The following is a 16,695-nucleotide window of genomic DNA, read 5'->3' as shown; positions in this document are numbered from 1 at the left end:
CAAAGCCGTTGTGGAAGGGGTGAGCCTCTCCGTGCCTTACGAAAGGATGATCCGATGAGCACGACCAACTACGGAACCGAATTGAAGCTTTACCCTGCAGCAGCGAAGACCCGCTTCGCAGCGCAGATCATGCTTCGAACGAAATCCGTATGGCGCGCTCTTCGAAATCGTCTTCAGGCCAATTCGCTTCACGACCTCGACGACTACCAGCTCGAAGATATCGGCATTACCCGCCACGATGTGGTGAAGGCGCTCGATCGTTCGGGCGTTCTGGATGACCCGTCACGGCTTCTGACGCGTGCCGCCCGCGAGCATGCGCGTACACGCTTCAAGCGGCTCTAGCGAGCCTCAAGTTTCCCCGCAGGGCGATTGCCAATAGCCCTGCCTTTGCCCGGCCGGTTTATCCGCGCCGGGCTTTTTCGTTCAAGTGACTTTTTCGTTCAGGGCTTGGCCGCTTTTCCAGTGCCGAAGTAACCGTCGAACATCGTCTCCAGGCTCTTCTGGTAGCCTTTGTTCGCCTCGACTCCGCTGTCGAACATCCGGTTGACGAGATCCGCATAGGTTTGGGCAGCGCCCGGAGCGGTGGCGGAAGGCTGCGGCTGCTCTGGCTTTTCCAGGCCCCACATCGCCCGCATCGCCTGTGCAAAGGGATTGTCCAAGGGATTGCTCGTCGCGTCCGGATTCGGTGCCGCCTTGTCAAAACCCATCGCGGTCATCCACTGCTTCTGCATCGTCTCCAGCGCCGGGCCGAACGTATCGCCGCCGGCCGGAAACTGGGTCGCGAAAGGCGCCCCCATCTGCCCTGTAAACTGTTTGAAGAAGCCGCCCATCAGCGTATTGGCCATGCCAGGCATCATCTTCTCGATGATGTCCTGGCCGATGCCGGTAAACTTCTCCACCTGCGCGGCGACTGCACGGGACACCTCTTTTGAGCCGAACACCTTCTCCAGAACGGCATTGCCGTCGGCTGTGCCCTGCGGCGTGAAAGCCTTGCCCATATCCTCGAAATATTTGCCATAGGCGCCGGAAAACACGGTGCTCATCAGGTCAGAAAGGTCGTAAGGGTTGGCAGCCTTGCGCTTGAAACCGGAGGAAAAGGCAGGCATCAGCGCCGCCATCGCTTCCGAGACCTGCTCCTGGGCAAGACCGAACTGCTTGGCGAAGGCCTCCATGGATGCGCCGCCGCCCTGGCCGCCTCCGGCCTTCATCATCATGTCGAACAATGGCAGCATGGGCATCCCTTCCGGCACGGGTGATTGCCCCATTATAGCCGGAAAGGCAGAGCCTCAAAGCGGATTATCGGGCCACTCGGATGCGGGTTTCAGTAAGCGTAGTCCTTGAACGCCGGCTCGACCGAGCCTTCCCAGCGCCCGTTGAACAGCGCCAGCATTTCGTCGGCAAGCGTTGCCTTCTTCACCAGAATTTCTTCCAGCGGACGAAGGAAAATCGTCTCGTCGTCGCCCTCAGCATTCTTGCGCGCGCGGGCCTTGAGGCCGGCCTTGGAGATCAGCACGGTCTCGCGGGCGATGTCGAGAACCGACACGCCACGGATCTCGGCTGAAAGCCCCTTTGATGGAACGGTATCGCGCATCTGGACGACGTCTTCGAAGGTCCAGTCTTTCGTCAGTTCCTGCGCATCCGCAAGCGCCGTGTCGTCATAGAGAAGACCGACCCAGAAGGCGGGAAGCGCCGAGATGCGATCGAGCGGACCGCCGTCGGCACCGCGCATTTCCAGGAACTTCTTCAGCCGCACATCCGGGAACAGCGTCGAAAGATGGTTGATCCAGTCGCCCATCGTCGGCTGCCAGTCGTCGACCGTGCCCTTCAGCGCGCCGTCCATGAACTGCCGGAAGGTGATGCTGGTACAGTCGTGATACTTGCCGTTGCGCACGATGAAATACATCGGCACGTCGAGCGCCCACTCTGCGTAGTCGGCATAGCCGAAATCGGAGTTGAACACGAAGGGCAGCACGCCGGAGCGGCTGTTGTCGGTGTCGCGCCAGATGTCGCCCCGCCAGGAGGATAGTCCGTTCGGCTTTCCCTCGGTAAACGGCGATGCCGCAAACAGCGCGGTCGCGATCGACTGCAGCTTCATCGACACCCGCATCTTCGCGGCCATGTCTTCCTCGGACGAGAAGTCGAGGTTCACCTGGATCGTGCAGGTGCGGTACATCATGTCCAAACCCTTGCTGCCGACCTTCGGCATGAAGCGGGTCATGATGTCGTAACGGGATTTCGGCATGCGCGGCGTTTCTTCGCGCGTCCATTTGGGGCTGCCGCCAATGCCGAGGAAGCCGATGCCCATCGGCTCGGCAATCTCCTTGACGAGAGCGATATGCTGCTCGGCCTCGGTCGCCACCTCGTGCAGCGTCTCCAGAGGCGCGCCCGAAAGCTCGAACTGGCCGCCGGGCTCGATCGAGATCGCGCCCATGCCAGATTGTTCGCCAAGCCCGATGATGTTGCCGCCATCGGTGATCGGCTCCCAGCCCAGCCGTTCCTGCATGCCATTCAGCAGCGCGGAAATGCTGGCGTCACCGGCATAGGGCACGGGCGAATGATCGGCTTTGAAGAAGACGAACTTTTCGTGCTCGGTCCCGATCCGGAATTTTTCCTTCGGACGCGGTCCCTCGGCCATGTAGCTGGAAAGCTCGGCCACCGAAGAAAGCGGGGTCTGGTCGGTGGTGTCGCGGGCCATGAAAACTACCTTGTTCGGAGTGCCGTATTTAGAGAGCGAACGTCCGGCTGATTGGACCGGAATGATGTGCGGTGCAAGTGAATTTCTTTCAACGCTGGTTTAGAAAAAGAGGCAGCTGTGTGTCAAATCTGTCGCGCCGGTTGAAGGGGTGTCTAACGCCAGTCGCCGATCGAAGCCTGGACCACGGCAAGTGCTGCAACCGCTGCGGTATCGGCCCTCAGGATACGCGGTCCGAGCGGAATGGCACTGACGAATGGCAGCGAACGCAGACGCGCCCGTTCTTCTTCGGAAAACCCGCCTTCCGGGCCAACCAGCAGCGCCAGCTTGGTCTCCTCGATCGTCGACAGGATCGTCAGCGGGTTCTGTCCCTCATCGCCCTCGTCGCAGAAAATGATACGCCGGTCGGACGGCCAGTGGTCGAGGACATCGCCGAGTTTCTTGGGCGAAAGGACCTGCGGGACTGACAATATGCCGCACTGTTCGGCAGCTTCGATCACGTTCGCCTGCAGCCGTTCCATGCTGGTGATCTTGCCCTGCACGTGCTGCGTCATGACGGGCTGAAGCGTGCCGGCGCCCATTTCGACCGCTTTTTGCACGAGATAGTCCAGCCGTCCCACCTTCAGCGGCGCAAACAGGTAATGCAGGTCCGGTGCCGGCGGCTGCGGGCGCACCTGCTCGATCGGCTCAAGCGCGATCTTCTTGCGGCTCGGAAAGATGAGTTTCGCCAGCCATTCGCCGTCGCGCCCGTTGAACGCCAGGATCTCGGCACCCTCAGTCAGGCGCAGCACATTGGCGAGATAGTTGAAATGCTCCGCTCCCACCTCCTGGTGCTCTGCCTTGGCAAGCGGTGCGTCGATGAACAGGCGCTGTATCCGGAAATTGGCACGCATGGAAAACTCTCAAAACTCAGACGAACAGCGCGAAGATAACCGTCGCGACCAGCGCGGAAAGCGCAGCCGATGCGGGCAGCGTAATCATCCAGGCGGCGATGATCGACAGGAAATGCGAGCGGCGCACCAGAAAACGGCGTTTCACCTCGTTCTCGTCGTGCTCGTGCTCCTGACCGACATCTGGATCCTTGCCGGCCCTGACCCGCATATACTCGTAACGGCGGCGTGAATGGCGCGTGTACCATTCGCGGAAAAACCCGACGCCGAACACGGCACCGACGGCAATATGGGTAGAGGAAACCGGCAGACCGACCCAGGACGCGACGATCACCGTCAGCGCCGTCGAAGATGATACGCAATAGGCGCGCATCGGATTGAGCTTGGTGATTTCGGCGCCGACCAGCCGCACCAGTTTCGGCCCGTAGAGCAAAAGCCCGAGCGAAATACCGAGCCCGCCGATCACCAGTTCCCACAGCGGTATGCCGACGGAACCGGACACGCCGCCGCGTTGCGCTGCCGCAACGATCGCTGCCAGCGGACCAATCGCGTTCGACACGTCATTCGCCCCATGCGCAAACGACATCAGCGCCGCCGCGAACACCAGCGGAATGCGAAACAGCTTGCGCAGCGACTGGTTGCGGTTCTCCAGTCCGCGCGACTGTCTGGCAATGACAGGGATGACCAGTCGCCAGACGGCAAGACCCGTGATCAGCGTGATGGCGGTCGCGGTCAGTTTTGACACCGTTACCAACTGCCCAAGACCGACAAGCGAGAGGTAGCCCGCAAAGGCGCCCGCCATCAGGCCGATCAGGATCGGAACCCATGTGCGGGCAGAAGCGATCTTGTCCTCGCGGTAGATGATGGTTTCCTTGATCAGGAACAGCAGGCCGGCCGCAATCGCGGCACCAAGGAGCGGCGACAGGACCCAGCTTGCGGTAATGCCGCCGACGGTCGCCCAGTTGATGGCCGAAAAACCGGCCGCCGCGATGCCTGCACCCATCACGCTGCCGACGATCGAATGGGTGGTGGAGATCGGCGCGCCGAGCCATGTCGCGACATTGATCAGCACGGCTGCGGAAAGCAGTGCCGCCATCATCGCCCAGATCATCACGTTCGGATCGGTGATCACACCGGCACGCATGATGTTGTTGGCGATCGTACCGGCAACGCTGCCGCCCGCAATCACCGCGCCGGCAATTTCGAACACTGCCGCCAACGCCAGGCCGAACGCCATCGTCATCGCGCGCGCGCCGACCGCGGCACCGATATTGTTGGTAACGTCGTTGGCGCCGATATTCATCGCCATGTAGGCCGCAAGCGCAGAGGCCGCGATCACCACCACAGCACCCGGATGTCCGGTCACATAGGAAGCGGCAAAGATCGCCACCAGCACGATGAACAACAGCGCTGCACCGGGTGCTGCAAGCCCGCGCGACGTCTGCCGCGCGGCATCTTCCACCGAGGAGAGCTTTTCAAGATCCTTGTCGAGCGTCGGCTTGGCCAGACGCGGCCGCGTTTGGCCCATCATTTATTCCAGTATACGATTTTGGTTGGTCGAGCGGACTGTCAGCCTGCGGCCTTGATCGGCACCGTTGAACGAAGCGGATCCATTTTTTCGGCAAACCGCAGGAAGAGAATTTTCAGTTCCGGCTCGTTGACGCGGTTGGCCGCTTCCTCGCAGGAGACCCATTCCAGCTTCCGGGATCCTTTTTCCGGAAAATTCTTCAGGCAATCGGCAACTTCCAGTGCGTGAACCTGCACGCGCACCAGCACTTTCAGGCCGCTGTCGAGGGTCTTGCGGTAGTGGAAAAAGCCAAGCGCGTCCTTCTCGACCTTACCCTTGACGCCCACTTCCTCGTAAGCCTCGCGTTCGGCTACCTGATGCGCCTTCTTGTCCTTCATCGGCCATCCCTTGGGAATGACCCAACGCCCCGTATCGCGGCTTGTGGCGACCAGAACTTCCAGCTGCGTCCGCTTCTTCGTCAGACGATAGCACAACGCGGCATACTGCTGTCGCGCAGGGCGCTGCAGCATCAAACGAAGATTGCCGGTCAGTCGGTCCATCAAGCCCAATTTCGAAACGCCTCCAAAAAATGTATGTTGCTAATATAATGCTTGCGCCGGGCTTAACGAGCAAAAGAGGATTATTTTAGGAGAATCATCTCTAAAGGCGCATTCTCCATTCTGAAGCCGGCTACTGTTGCGTCAACGTCTATTTTGCGCGGACCGCGCTTTGTACGCTGATAATGTCGAGAGCGGATCTGTGGTTTATGCGTGGGCAACCCGCATTCGAGTTGATGTGCGACACCGTCATGGCATACGCTGTAACGAGATAGAGAAAGCCACGCGTTCTGAGGAGGAGGCCATGGCCGAGGCAATCGCTTTCCTGCCGCCACGCGCGTCCGTCCTGTCGCGGCGGGATAACATCGTGACCGATCTTGCCCGTCTCGTACCGGCGGACTGTCTCATCCACGAAGAACGCGAACTCGCACCGTTCGAGACCGACGCCTTCATCTCCTATCGGCGCGTCCCGCTTGCCGTCGTCCTTCCACGCACCACGGCGCAGGTTGCGGCTGTGATGAAATACTGCCATCGCCACGCCATTCCGGTCGTTGCAAGGGGGGCGGGAACCTCGCTTTCGGGTGGGGCCATTCCGCAGGAGGATGCGGTCGTTCTGGGCCTTTCCAAGATGTCGCGGGTGCTGGAAGTGGACTACAGCAATCGCACCGCCACCGTGCAGGCCGGCGTCACCAATCTCAGCATTTCGGAGACGGTCGGCATCGACGGGTTTTTCTATGCGCCGGACCCGAGTTCGCAGCTCGCCTGCACGATCGGCGGCAATATCGGCATGAATTCCGGCGGCGCCCACTGCCTGAAATACGGCGTCACCACCAACAACCTGCTCGGCGTCCGGATGGTGCTTGTCGATGGCACGGTGATCGAGCTTGGCGGCAAGCATCTGGATGCCGCAGGTTACGATCTTCTCGGCCTCGTCTGCGGCTCGGAAGGCCAGCTCGGCATCGTCACCGAGGCGACGGTGCGCCTGATTGCCAAACCGGAGGGCGCGCGCCCGGTCCTGTTCGGGTTCGATAGCTCGGAAGAGGCGGGAGCCTGCGTCGCCGATATCATCGGCTCCGGCATCATTCCGGTGGCGATCGAGTTCATGGACAAACCGGCGATCGAGATCTGCGAGGCGTTCGCCAAGGCCGGCTATCCGCTGGATGTCGCAGCGCTCCTGATCGTCGAGGTGGAGGGGTCGGAAGCGGAGATGGACGCGACGCTCAAAGATATCGTCGAAATCGCCCGAAGGCATCAGGTCAAGACCGTGCGCGAATGCCAGTCGGCCACCGAGGCGGCGCTGATCTGGAAAGGCCGCAAATCGGCTTTCGGCGCCACCGGCCGCATTGCCGACTATATCTGCATGGATGGCACGGTGCCGCTCGGCAAACTCTCCTATGTGCTGGAAAAGACAGCCGAAATCGTCGAACGCTTCGGCCTGCGCGTGGCAAACGTGTTTCACGCCGGCGACGGCAACATGCATCCGCTGATCCTGTTCAATGCCAACGATCCCGAAGAAGCCATGAAGGCGGAGGAAGCCGGCAACGAGATCCTGAAGCTCTGCGTCGATGCCGGAGGCTGTCTCACCGGCGAGCATGGCGTCGGTATCGAGAAGCGCGACCTGATGCGGCATCAGTTTACCCAGCCCGAACTCGACCAGCAGATGGCAATCCGCTCAGCCTTCGACGAGCAATGGATACTGAACCCGTCCAAGGTGTTTCCGCTCGAGGGGCGCAGGTGAATTTCATGCCCACCAACACCATTCCTGAAGTGGGTGTCCTTTGCTGATACCCCATTCCGAAACCGATGCCGCCTATGTCATCCGCAGCGCCGTGGCCGATGGCCGGAAGTTCGCGCTCTGCGGCGGCAACACCCGCTCCGGCTTCGGCAATGCCACCGAGGGCGCAGAGGCCCTGTCATCACGCGGCCTGACCGGCATCGTCGATTACGATCCGGCCGAAATGGTGATGACCGTTAAGGCCGGCACACCCGTCGCCGAGGTGGAAGCGGCCCTTGCCGCAAACCGCCAGATGATGGCGTTCGAGCCCATGGATCACCGCGGCATCATGGGCACGTCAGGAGAGCCCACGATCGGCGGCGTGTTTGCCGCCAATGTCTCCGGTCCGCGTCGCTTCGTGGCAGGGGCGGCGAGGGACAGTCTTCTCGGCATCCGGTTCGTCAACGGCAGCGGCGAACTGCTGCGCGCGGGCGGGCGGGTGATGAAGAACGTTACCGGCCTCGATCTGGTCAAACTTCTCGCCGGTTCGCACGGCACGCTGGGATTTCTGACGGAAGTGACCTTTCGCGTCCTTCCGGTGCCGCAGACGGTGGAAACCATCGTCATCTCCGGCCTCGATGACGAGACCGCCGCCAAGGCAATGGCGGCCGCCATGGCGCTGCCGGTGGAGGTGTCCGGTGCCGCCCATTTGCCCCAGACCGTGCGAGCCCGGTTTATCGATGGCGCCTTGCCCGAGAACGAAGCAACCGTCCTGCGTCTCGAAGGCCTCGCGGCCTCCGTCGCGGTGCGTGCCGAAAAGCTGGTCGCCGTGATGCAGGCCTTTGGTCCCGTCATCCGACTCGGCATGGAACACAGCCTGTCGCTCTGGCGCGAGATCCGCGACGTCCATCCCTATGTCAACGGTGCCGGTCGGCCCCTCTGGCGCGTCTCGATGGCGCCGATGGCCGGCTGCCAGCTGGTCGCCGCCCTTCGCATGGAGGCAGCCGTCGATGCCTATTACGATTGGCAGGGCGGGCTGGTCTGGATGCAGATGGAGGCAGATCCCGAAGCCGAGTTCCTGCGCGGTTACATCCGCGCTCTTGGGGGAGGCCATGCGACGCTCATCCGTGCCTCGAAAACCGCTAGGTCCACGACCCCGTCATTCGAGCCGGTGCCGGATGCCGTGGCCGCACTCTCGGCCCGGGTCAAACAGAAACTCGACCCGGCCGGGATCTTCTCGCCGGGCAAGATGGGGTGGTGATCATGAGACCATTATCGGTATCGCGGTCCTGGGCCGCTTGCGGCAGGCGGGGCCAAGTTGACAGGGAAGAAGCGTACTGATGCAGACCTCCTTCACCCCCGAACAACTGCTCGATCCGCATGTGGCGGAGTCCGAAAAGATCCTGCGCCGCTGTGTTCATTGCGGCTTCTGCACCGCCACCTGTCCCACCTATGTGACGCTGGGCGACGAGCTCGACAGTCCGCGTGGCCGCATCTATCTCATCAAGGACATGCTGGAAAACGATCGGGCAGCCGATGAGCAGGTCGTCACCCATATCGATCGCTGTCTGTCCTGCCTCTCCTGCGTCACCACCTGTCCCTCCGGCGTCGACTACATGCATCTGGTCGATCACGCCCGCATCCATATCGAAAACACCTATCGCCGGCCGCTTGCCGACCGGCTGATCCGCAGCCTGCTGGCCGCGGTCCTTCCCTATCCGGAACGGTTCAGGACGGCATTGTCGCTGGCAAGGCTCGGCCGGCCCTTCGGCCCGCTGTTGAAGCGCATCAAGCCGCTTCGGCCCCTCGCAGCCATGCTGGAGCTCGCGCCGAGAGCCGCCCCACCGGCCGGATCAGCCCCCGCGATATCGCAGATGCCGCAACCGGAACGCCGCGGGCGGGTGGCGATCCTGTCGGGTTGCGCCCAGCCGGTGCTCGATCCTGGCATCAATGCCGCGACCCACAGGCTGCTGTCGCGCCTCGGCGTCGAGGTCGTGAGCCCGCAAGGCGAAGGCTGCTGCGGCGCTCTTGTGCATCACATGGGGCGCGAGGAACAGGCACTCGATTTCGCCCGCAGCAATGTCGATGTCTGGACCCGCGAAATCGAAACGGGCGGTCTCGATGCAATCATCATCACCACGTCCGGCTGCGGCACCACGATCAAGGATTACGGCCACATGCTGCGGCTCGATCCGGCCTATGCGGACAAGGCAGCAACAGTCTCGGCGCTCGCAAAGGACATTACCGAATACCTGTTCACGCTTGATCTTGCCAAGCTGGAGCCGAAAAAGCTCACCGTCACCTATCATTCTGCCTGTTCGATGCAGCACGGCCAGAAGATCGTCGCAGCACCAAAGCAGCTTCTGAAGGCCGCAGGCTTTACCGTCCGCGATCCCGCAGAAGGCCACCTCTGCTGCGGATCGGCCGGGACCTACAATATTCTGCAGCCGGAAATTTCAGGCCAGTTGAAGGCGCGCAAGGTCAGGAATATCGAAGCGACGAAGCCGGACGTGATCGCAACAGGCAATATCGGCTGCATCACCCAGATCGCGTCTGGAACAGCCATCCCGATCGTCCACACGGTGGAACTGCTGGACTGGGCCTATGGCGGGCCCGAACCGGCAAAGCTCGCGAGAAAGGCAAAGGCACTCGTCTAGGCGAGGCCGGCCGATCTTACCCTGAAAGGCGACATCGTCGTCTGATTGCCGCCGGCACCGCCCACTCTCCACCCTCATCCCTGTGCTTGTCACAGGGAGTGAGCAGCGTCGCGTCCGCGATGCGGAAGAATCTCTTCGGTCCGTTAACCTAGACCGACCGCATTCCTGTGACGCGCACAGGAATGCGAGAAGAGATGCCTAACAATCAGCCGCCGAAGATGGTGCGGAAAATGTCGAGGCCGCGGTCTTCGAAGGCGACATCGCCCGGTTTGCTGCCGGGGCCGATGACCACGACCTTGGAGCCGACAGCAGCGCGCGCGTAAAGATGCTCGACATCCTTGTTCATCATGCGGATGCAGCCGGACGAGAGGTTGAGGCCGATCGTCCAGGGCTGGTTGGTGCCGTGGATGCGGAAGATCGTGTCACGGCCGCCCTTGTAGAGATACATGGCGCGGGCGCCGAGCGGGTTTTCTGGGCCGCCCTGCATGACGACGGGCAGCTTGATGCCGCGGCGGGCCTCACGGGCGCGCATTTCGGCAGGGGGCGTCCAGGTCGGCCATTCCGACTTGCGGCCGATCGAAACCACGCCCGACCAGCCGAAGCCTTCGCGACCGACGCCGATCCCGTAACGGGTAGCGCGGTTGTTGCCCTCGACGTAGTAGAGAAACTTGTTGTTCGTATCGACGATGATCGTGCCCGGCGCTTCATTGGTGGCGAACCGAACCTTCCGGCGCTGGAATTTCTCCGGCACCGTGCGGTTGCGCACCGAAGGCGCCACGTCGCTGGCGGTCGTCTGCGGCCGCGCCGAACTGGAGCTCTGCGCTGAGGCTGCGTGGGTCGAAGCATCCACTGCCAGAATCGAAACCATCATGCCGGCCACGGCAAACAGCATTTTACCCGATTTCATCCTTACCCCCTTGGTATTTTCGTCTTGAACTGCAGGAAAACATGTCCCGACCCATCGCCCGCGGCAAGATGAGACGAGGTGAATATACACGGGCGCTCAACGATCGCCGAAGCCACCGTGGCCATATGGCCACAGCAGCCGCGGTGGCGCTTACATCACGATGACTTTGGTGCCGACATCAACACGACCGTAGAGGTCTGTCACGTCCTCGTTGCGCATGCGGATACAGCCGGAGGAGACGGCGCTGCCGATCGTCCAGGGCGCGTTGGTGCCGTGGATGCGGTAGAGCGTAGAGCCGAGATAGAGGGCACGGGCGCCGAGCGGGTTTTCCGGTCCGCCGTCCATGCGGGCGGGAAGATAGTGGCCCTTGGCGGCCTCGCGGCTGATCATTTCCTGCGGCGGGATCCAGCTCGGCCATTCGGCCTTGCGGGTCACCTTGTGTTCGCCGGCCCATTCGAAGCCCGGCTTGCCGACGCCGACGCCGTAGCGCCGGGCCTGGCCATCCGCCATGACAAGATAGAGGAAGCGGTTGTTCGTATCGATGACGAGCGTGCCCGGCTTTTCCTTGGTGTCATAGGCCACCATCTGCGGCAGGAACTGCGGATCGATGCGGCTGCGTGCCGGCGCGTTGGGCCGCATGGCGACCTGTTGCGCTCTCGGCTGACCGCGATCGAATATGCCACGGCGCACCGGCCGCGGCTGGGCCTGCTCGCGGTATATCACCCGCGGCTGTGCGGTCTGCTGCCGGTCGTTCTGCGGCTGGCGATATTGGCGCACGGTTGCTGCCGATCGTCCATTCGGTCCGGCAAGCTGCATCACCCACGGGGCGGCAAGATCCGGGCTGACGATGACCGGCGGGCGGTCGCCGTAGCGGTCGTTTGCCAAAGCTGTGTTGCAAAGCGCGGTCGTCAGGCCTAGGGCCAGAAGCAGGGTCTTCGTCGTCATCGGTTCCACGTCCACTCGTTTACGGATCTGGCGGCCATGGTGAATGGCACGTCAAAGCGTTTGGTAAACGGGTGGGGTGTTCGGCGCTGGAATTCGCATAAAGCTTTAGGCAGGGTTACCGGCCCGTGTGTAAACATGGTTGCCGCAAGCTGAAGACCTGTCAGACTGACGTTAAGGATTGGATTGTCATGGTTTGGGAGAAGCAAGTGGCCGGCATCATCACGAGCGAAGATGGGAAGGGCCGCTGCTTCTGGCACGGCGGTCTCGAAGACTACCGCCGCTATCATGACGAGGAATGGGGCCGGCCGATGGCCGACGATATCAGGCTGTTCGAAAAGATCTGCCTCGAAGGCTTCCAGTCCGGTCTCTCGTGGCTGACGATCCTGCGCAAGCGCGAGAATTTCCGCGCAGCCTTCGCAGGCTTCGATTTCGACACCGTGGCGCAGTTCGGTCCAGACGATGTCGAACGACTGGTGCTCGATGCGGGCATCATCCGCCATCGCGGCAAGATCGTGTCCACCATCAACAATGCCAAGCGCGCCGTCGAGATGCGCGATGAGTTTGGCACCCTCGCCAAATTCTTCTGGAGTTTCGAACCTCGCGAGGAAGACCGACCCGCGATCATGGATCTCGCCACGCTGTGCGCCAACCCCACGACGCCAGTCTCCGTCACACTGTCCAAGGTGCTCAAGAAGCGCGGCTGGACCTTCGTTGGCCCGACAACCGTCTATGCCTTCATGCAGGCCATGGGCCTCGTCAACGATCATTTCGAGGGCTGTTTCTGCCAGCCGGAGGTCGCGCAGGCACGGCTGAATTTCAAACGGCCATGACTTCGGTAAGGACCCGCTGCAACTCGCCAAGGTTCTCGATCTTGCGGAAACGCGGCGCTTCGGTCGGCGCGTCCACATGTTCCAGGACCCAGGTCAGGGCATGCGGCACGTAAACGCCCCAGGATCCCGCGGCGATGGCCGGCACGATATCCGACTTGAGCGAGTTGCCCACCATCATCGCCCTTTCAGGCCCGTCGGCCAATTTTTGGAAAATGCGCCGATAGGTGGTGGCAGTCTTGTCCGAAACGATCTCCACCGCGTCGAAGAAATCACCGAGGCCCGATTGTGCCAGCTTGCGTTCCTGGTCGAACAGGTCGCCCTTGGTAATCAGCACCAGCAGATAATGGCCGTTCAGCGATCTTAGCGTTTCTTCCACATGCGGCAGCGCCTCGACCGGGTGGCGCAGCAGCTCCCGGCCGATATCGAGGATTTCGCCGATGGTGCGGGATGGTACGTTGCCGTCCGTCACTTCGATCGCGGTTTCGATCATCGACAGGGTAAAGCCCTTTATGCCGAAACCATAATATCCGAGATTGCGCTTCTCGGCCTCCAGCAGTCGCGCGGAAATATCGGCGCCATCGCCAAAATCACCAAGCAGCTTTTGGAAGTGCCGTTCCGTCAGGCGGTAGTATTGTTCGTTCTGCCAGAGCGTGTCGTCGGCATCAAAACCGATTGCGGTAATCGGGCGCATGTCACCAGCCTCCAGACCGTCAAGATACGGAAGGATGCGACGTTGGACAAGCTTCTAAGCTTACTGTCCCTTCGCCTTCAGCCATGCCTCCATCTCGGCAATTTCCTTTTCCTGCGCCTTGATGATCTCTTCAGCCAGCTTGCGCAGGTCAGGGTCCTTGCCGTGTTCCAGCTCGACCTTGGCCATGTCGATCGCGCCCTGGTGGTGAGCGATCATGCCGCGCGCGAAATCGACATCTGCATCGCCGGAATAGTTCAGCGACATGTCGCTGTGCATTTTTGCAGCCGCATCCTTGTAAGCCTTCGTAGACGGGCTTGTGTCCGTCTGTCCCTGCGGCTTTGTCGAGGAATGGTCATGCCCCTTCATGTCCTGCGCAACGGCCAGGCTGAAGGAAAGGGCAAGAACGGCGGCGGCGATGGGGAGCGTGCGTGTCATCATGCACCAAAGCTAAAACGCAGCTTCGCGCAAATCAAGCTACCGCGCGATCACATCATGGACAGCCTGATACTCCCGGCCAAGTTCGCCATAGGGCGCGACCGGCCAGGACCAGGCTCGGACCGCCTGCGGCGGCGTAACGCCGGCCAGAAGATTCGTTGTCTCCAGAACCTCTCCCTGCCGATCGACAATTCTATAGGCGGTATCGGTCAACAGGATCTGGCGGCAGGGCAGGGCGGAGATCCCGTCCAGATGCGCGCTGACAAGCTTGGCAACGATGGCATCCGGCTCCGGGTGCCTCATCTCCTCAAGCTGCCGCCTCGCACCGACGCCGATCTGAGACAGGATGTTCGCCGAGACGACCAGATCGAGATACGGCACCTGCCGCAGGAACGCCAAAGGCTCCGGCACCGCGCCGGCAAGCGCCTTGTCGAGACCGGAGAGATTGCGCGAAATCAGCCGCACATTCCGGTATCTGCGCGCAAGCATCCGCAGCCGCACGGAGGCGAGATGCACCAGATCGACCAGAACGACCGTATCGAAACCCTTCGCCAAATCCTCGATCGGCACGTCGCGCAACAGACCGGAGCCAAGCACGACGACGGTCCGCCGCTGCTTCATGTCCGCAACAGTCTCGCGAATGAACGCCTTGCAATTCTCCTCATGCGGCGCCCAGGCCGCAGAGCATCGATTGGCCCGCGACCAGAGGTTGACTGAGGACCGGATAAACGGCCGGAATTCGGCTGGCGTGACCGGCAGGGTCGCGGTGTAATGAAGCGCTTCGAGGATCATGGGTGAGCGATAGAGGCCTGGCTGCCAGTTCTGTCAACCATTCAGGCCAAGCTCGCGTTCGAGTTGTTCCATCGAATACGTGCCTGATTTGCCATTTCGGACTTCTTCAAGATACGCTTCAGCGACGGCAGCATCGTGGAGATCTTCGAGATGCTTGTGGAGAACCTGAGCAATATATGCGTCGGTATCAAAGCCATGCAGATCGGCATAGCGCCTCAAGAGGCGATGCATCGGTTGCGGGATTTCGATCGTGACGCGCTTGTCCATGGCCGTAACCCCTGTGGTGGCGCAATATATACCACTGCTCTGGCCTGATCGCCAGCCGCCGCCCTTGCCGCTCCGGCTGTCATCCTCTAAGAAACCGCACACTAATCCGGCCTTTCCCGAAGGCCCGAAGGCAATGGAATATCGATCATGAGCGACAAACAAAAGAAGCCCCAGAAACTGAAGGCCCGCCTGCCGCGCGGCTTTGTCGATCGTTCGAGCGCCGATATCCACGCCACCAACGAGATGGTCGGAAAAATCCGCGAGGTCTACGAACGCTACGGCTTCGATCCGCTCGAGACGCCGCTGTTTGAATATACCGATGCGCTCGGCAAGTTCCTGCCCGACAGCGACCGTCCCAACGAAGGCGTCTTCTCGCTGCAGGACGATGACGAACAGTGGATGTCGCTGCGCTACGATCTGACCGCGCCGCTCGCCCGCCATGTCGCGGAAAACTTCAACGAGATCCAGCTGCCGTTCCGCACCTACCGCGCCGGCTACGTGTTCCGCAACGAAAAGCCCGGCCCCGGCCGTTTCCGCCAGTTCATGCAGTTCGACGCCGATACGGTCGGCGCACCCGGCGTCCAGGCCGATGCCGAAATGTGCATGATGATGGCCGACACGATGGAAGCGCTGGGTATCAAGCGCGGCGATTACGTGATCCGGGTAAACAACCGCAAGGTTCTGGATGGCGTCATGGAGGCGATCGGCCTCGGTGGCGACGACAAGGCCGGCCAGCGGCTGAACGTGCTGCGCGCCATCGATAAGCTCGACAAGTTCGGCTCTGAGGGCGTTGCTCTGTTGCTGGGTGCCGGCCGCAAGGATGAGAGTGGCGACTTCACCAAGGGTGCGGGACTTGGCGAGGAACAGATCGAAAAGGTTCTCTTCTTCGTTGGCATCAAGGATTACGCGGAAAGCGCGGCTGAACTCGGCGAACTGGTTGCTGGAACAGCCAGGGGCAGCGAGGGCGTTGAGGAACTGAACATCATCGGCGCGCTGGCAACAGGTGCCGGTTACGGCCCCGATCGTATCAAGATCGACCCCTCCGTCGTCCGCGGCCTCGAATACTACACCGGCCCGGTCTTCGAAGCCGAACTCACCTTCGACGTCACAAATGATAAAGGCGAAAAGGTCGTGTTCGGGTCCGTGGGCGGCGGTGGTCGTTACGATGGTCTCGTGTCGCGCTTCATGGGCCAGCCGGTGCCGGCCACCGGTTTCTCCATCGGCGTCTCGCGGCTGCTGACGGCGCTGAAGAACCTTGGCAAGCTCGGCCAGGATGAGGTGGTCGCACCCGTCCTCGTCACCGTCATGGATGGTGATGTCGAGAGCATGGGACGCTACCAGAAATTCACGCAGGATCTCCGCCAAGCCGGCATTCGCGCCGAAATGTACCAGGGCAACTGGAAGAAATTCGGCAACCAGCTGAAATATGCCGACCGCCGCGGCTGCCCGATCGCCGTCATCCAGGGCGGCGACGAGCGCGCAGAAGGTGTCGTGCAGTTGAAGGACCTGTTCGAGGGCAAGCGCCTCTCCGGCGAGATCACCGACAATGCCGAATGGCGCGAAGCCCGCGTCGCCCAGGATACGGTCTCAGAAGCCGATCTCGTCGCGAAGGTGCAGGAAATCCTTGCAGCCCAGGCCGAAGACCGCAGGCGGGCAAAGGGCGAATGATGTCTGTGACGGTGGCTTTTCCCCTCCCCAACCCTCCCCACAAGGGGGAGGGAGCGCGTTGGTGCGTGACGCCGGCGTCGGATGTCCCGCTGCACCTCTCTGTTGAGATCGGCGACCGCCACAAGTCTTCTCCCCCCTTGTGG

General features: G+C 61.6%; 17 protein-coding genes. 6 read left to right on the top strand and 11 right to left on the bottom strand.

Features of this window, described 5'->3' with window-relative positions:
- Positions 1-54: 54 nt before the first annotated feature.
- Positions 55-342 (top strand): DUF1127 domain-containing protein, encoded by a 288-nt coding sequence (locus ACQY1L_RS11765; RefSeq protein ID WP_430240967.1) that lies wholly within the window; start codon positions 55-57, stop codon positions 340-342.
- Between the two features lie 98 nt (positions 343-440).
- Here the strand turns inward: ACQY1L_RS11765 and ACQY1L_RS11760 are convergent, their stop codons facing one another.
- From ACQY1L_RS11760 to ACQY1L_RS11740, 5 genes are all read right to left on the bottom strand, one after another.
- Positions 441-1,232 (bottom strand): DUF937 domain-containing protein, encoded by a 792-nt coding sequence (locus tag ACQY1L_RS11760; protein ID WP_430240966.1) that lies wholly within the window; start codon positions 1,230-1,232, stop codon positions 441-443.
- A gap of 89 nt (positions 1,233-1,321) precedes the next feature.
- Positions 1,322-2,695, bottom strand: coding sequence for a glutamate--cysteine ligase (locus ACQY1L_RS11755; protein ID WP_430240965.1), 1,374 nt, complete (start codon positions 2,693-2,695; stop codon positions 1,322-1,324).
- Positions 2,696-2,847: 152 nt separating this feature from the next.
- Positions 2,848-3,585 carry a 16S rRNA (uracil(1498)-N(3))-methyltransferase gene (locus tag ACQY1L_RS11750; RefSeq protein ID WP_430240964.1) on the bottom strand — a complete coding sequence of 246 codons (738 nt, stop codon included), beginning with the start codon at positions 3,583-3,585 and terminating at the stop codon, positions 2,848-2,850.
- A gap of 16 nt (positions 3,586-3,601) precedes the next feature.
- Positions 3,602-5,110 (bottom strand): inorganic phosphate transporter, encoded by a 1,509-nt coding sequence (locus ACQY1L_RS11745; protein ID WP_430243934.1) that lies wholly within the window; start codon positions 5,108-5,110, stop codon positions 3,602-3,604.
- Positions 5,111-5,151: 41 nt separating this feature from the next.
- The gene (locus tag ACQY1L_RS11740) at positions 5,152-5,658 is read right to left on the bottom strand and encodes an NUDIX hydrolase (RefSeq protein ID WP_174195683.1); all 507 of its coding nucleotides are present in this window, start codon (positions 5,656-5,658) and stop codon (positions 5,152-5,154) included.
- A gap of 292 nt (positions 5,659-5,950) precedes the next feature.
- On the opposite strand from ACQY1L_RS11740, the gene ACQY1L_RS11735 reads away from it, so the two are divergent.
- The 3 genes from ACQY1L_RS11735 to glcF all read left to right on the top strand — a co-directional run bounded on the left by ACQY1L_RS11735 (position 5,951) and on the right by glcF (position 10,017).
- Positions 5,951-7,384 (top strand): FAD-linked oxidase C-terminal domain-containing protein, encoded by a 1,434-nt coding sequence (locus tag ACQY1L_RS11735; protein ID WP_113109538.1) that lies wholly within the window; start codon positions 5,951-5,953, stop codon positions 7,382-7,384.
- A gap of 40 nt (positions 7,385-7,424) precedes the next feature.
- Positions 7,425-8,621, top strand: coding sequence for an FAD-binding protein (locus ACQY1L_RS11730; protein WP_430240963.1), 1,197 nt, complete (start codon positions 7,425-7,427; stop codon positions 8,619-8,621).
- Positions 8,622-8,700: 79 nt separating this feature from the next.
- Positions 8,701-10,017 (top strand): glycolate oxidase subunit GlcF, encoded by a 1,317-nt coding sequence (gene glcF, locus ACQY1L_RS11725; RefSeq protein WP_430240962.1) that lies wholly within the window; start codon positions 8,701-8,703, stop codon positions 10,015-10,017.
- Positions 10,018-10,222: 205 nt separating this feature from the next.
- On the opposite strand, the gene ACQY1L_RS11720 is transcribed toward glcF, so the two are convergent.
- Positions 10,223-10,924, bottom strand: coding sequence for a L,D-transpeptidase (locus tag ACQY1L_RS11720; protein WP_244473998.1), 702 nt, complete (start codon positions 10,922-10,924; stop codon positions 10,223-10,225).
- 150 nt (positions 10,925-11,074) lie between these two features.
- Complete coding sequence (locus tag ACQY1L_RS11715; RefSeq protein ID WP_192086988.1) at positions 11,075-11,869, bottom strand: L,D-transpeptidase; 795 nt, start codon at positions 11,867-11,869, stop codon at positions 11,075-11,077.
- A 188-nt stretch (positions 11,870-12,057) separates the two neighbouring features.
- Here ACQY1L_RS11715 and ACQY1L_RS11710 point away from each other — a divergent pair, with 188 nt between their 5' ends.
- Positions 12,058-12,699, top strand: a complete 642-nt coding sequence (locus ACQY1L_RS11710) for a DNA-3-methyladenine glycosylase I (protein WP_062453729.1) — start codon at positions 12,058-12,060, stop codon at positions 12,697-12,699.
- Here ACQY1L_RS11710 and ACQY1L_RS11705 read toward each other — a convergent pair.
- Genes ACQY1L_RS11705 through relB form a run of 4 tightly spaced genes read right to left on the bottom strand, consistent with a single transcriptional unit; the run spans position 12,686 to position 14,884 of the window.
- A complete protein-coding gene (locus ACQY1L_RS11705) occupies positions 12,686-13,390 on the bottom strand; it encodes an HAD family hydrolase (protein ID WP_062453728.1) in 705 nt (234 codons plus the stop codon). The genes ACQY1L_RS11710 and ACQY1L_RS11705 overlap by 14 nt on opposite strands.
- Before the next feature lie 60 nt (positions 13,391-13,450).
- Positions 13,451-13,825: a CopM family metallochaperone gene (gene copM / locus ACQY1L_RS11700; protein WP_430243932.1), complete on the bottom strand. Its 375-nt coding sequence runs from the start codon at positions 13,823-13,825 to the stop codon at positions 13,451-13,453.
- 39 nt (positions 13,826-13,864) lie between these two features.
- Positions 13,865-14,617, bottom strand: coding sequence for a hypothetical protein (locus ACQY1L_RS11695; protein WP_430240961.1), 753 nt, complete (start codon positions 14,615-14,617; stop codon positions 13,865-13,867).
- Between the two features lie 33 nt (positions 14,618-14,650).
- Positions 14,651-14,884, bottom strand: coding sequence for a type II toxin-antitoxin system RelB family antitoxin (gene relB, locus ACQY1L_RS11690; RefSeq protein ID WP_192076477.1), 234 nt, complete (start codon positions 14,882-14,884; stop codon positions 14,651-14,653).
- Positions 14,885-15,031: 147 nt separating this feature from the next.
- On the opposite strand from relB, the gene hisS reads away from it, so the two are divergent.
- Positions 15,032-16,552 carry a histidine--tRNA ligase gene (gene hisS / locus ACQY1L_RS11685; RefSeq protein WP_430240960.1) on the top strand — a complete coding sequence of 507 codons (1,521 nt, stop codon included), beginning with the start codon at positions 15,032-15,034 and terminating at the stop codon, positions 16,550-16,552.
- Positions 16,553-16,695: the final 143 nt, after the last annotated feature.

This window comes from Neorhizobium sp. DAR64862/K0K3, assembly GCF_050500185.1.
GTDB lineage: Bacteria > Pseudomonadota > Alphaproteobacteria > Rhizobiales > Rhizobiaceae > Neorhizobium > Neorhizobium soli.
This window is presented reverse-complemented; position numbering and strand designations above follow the sequence as displayed.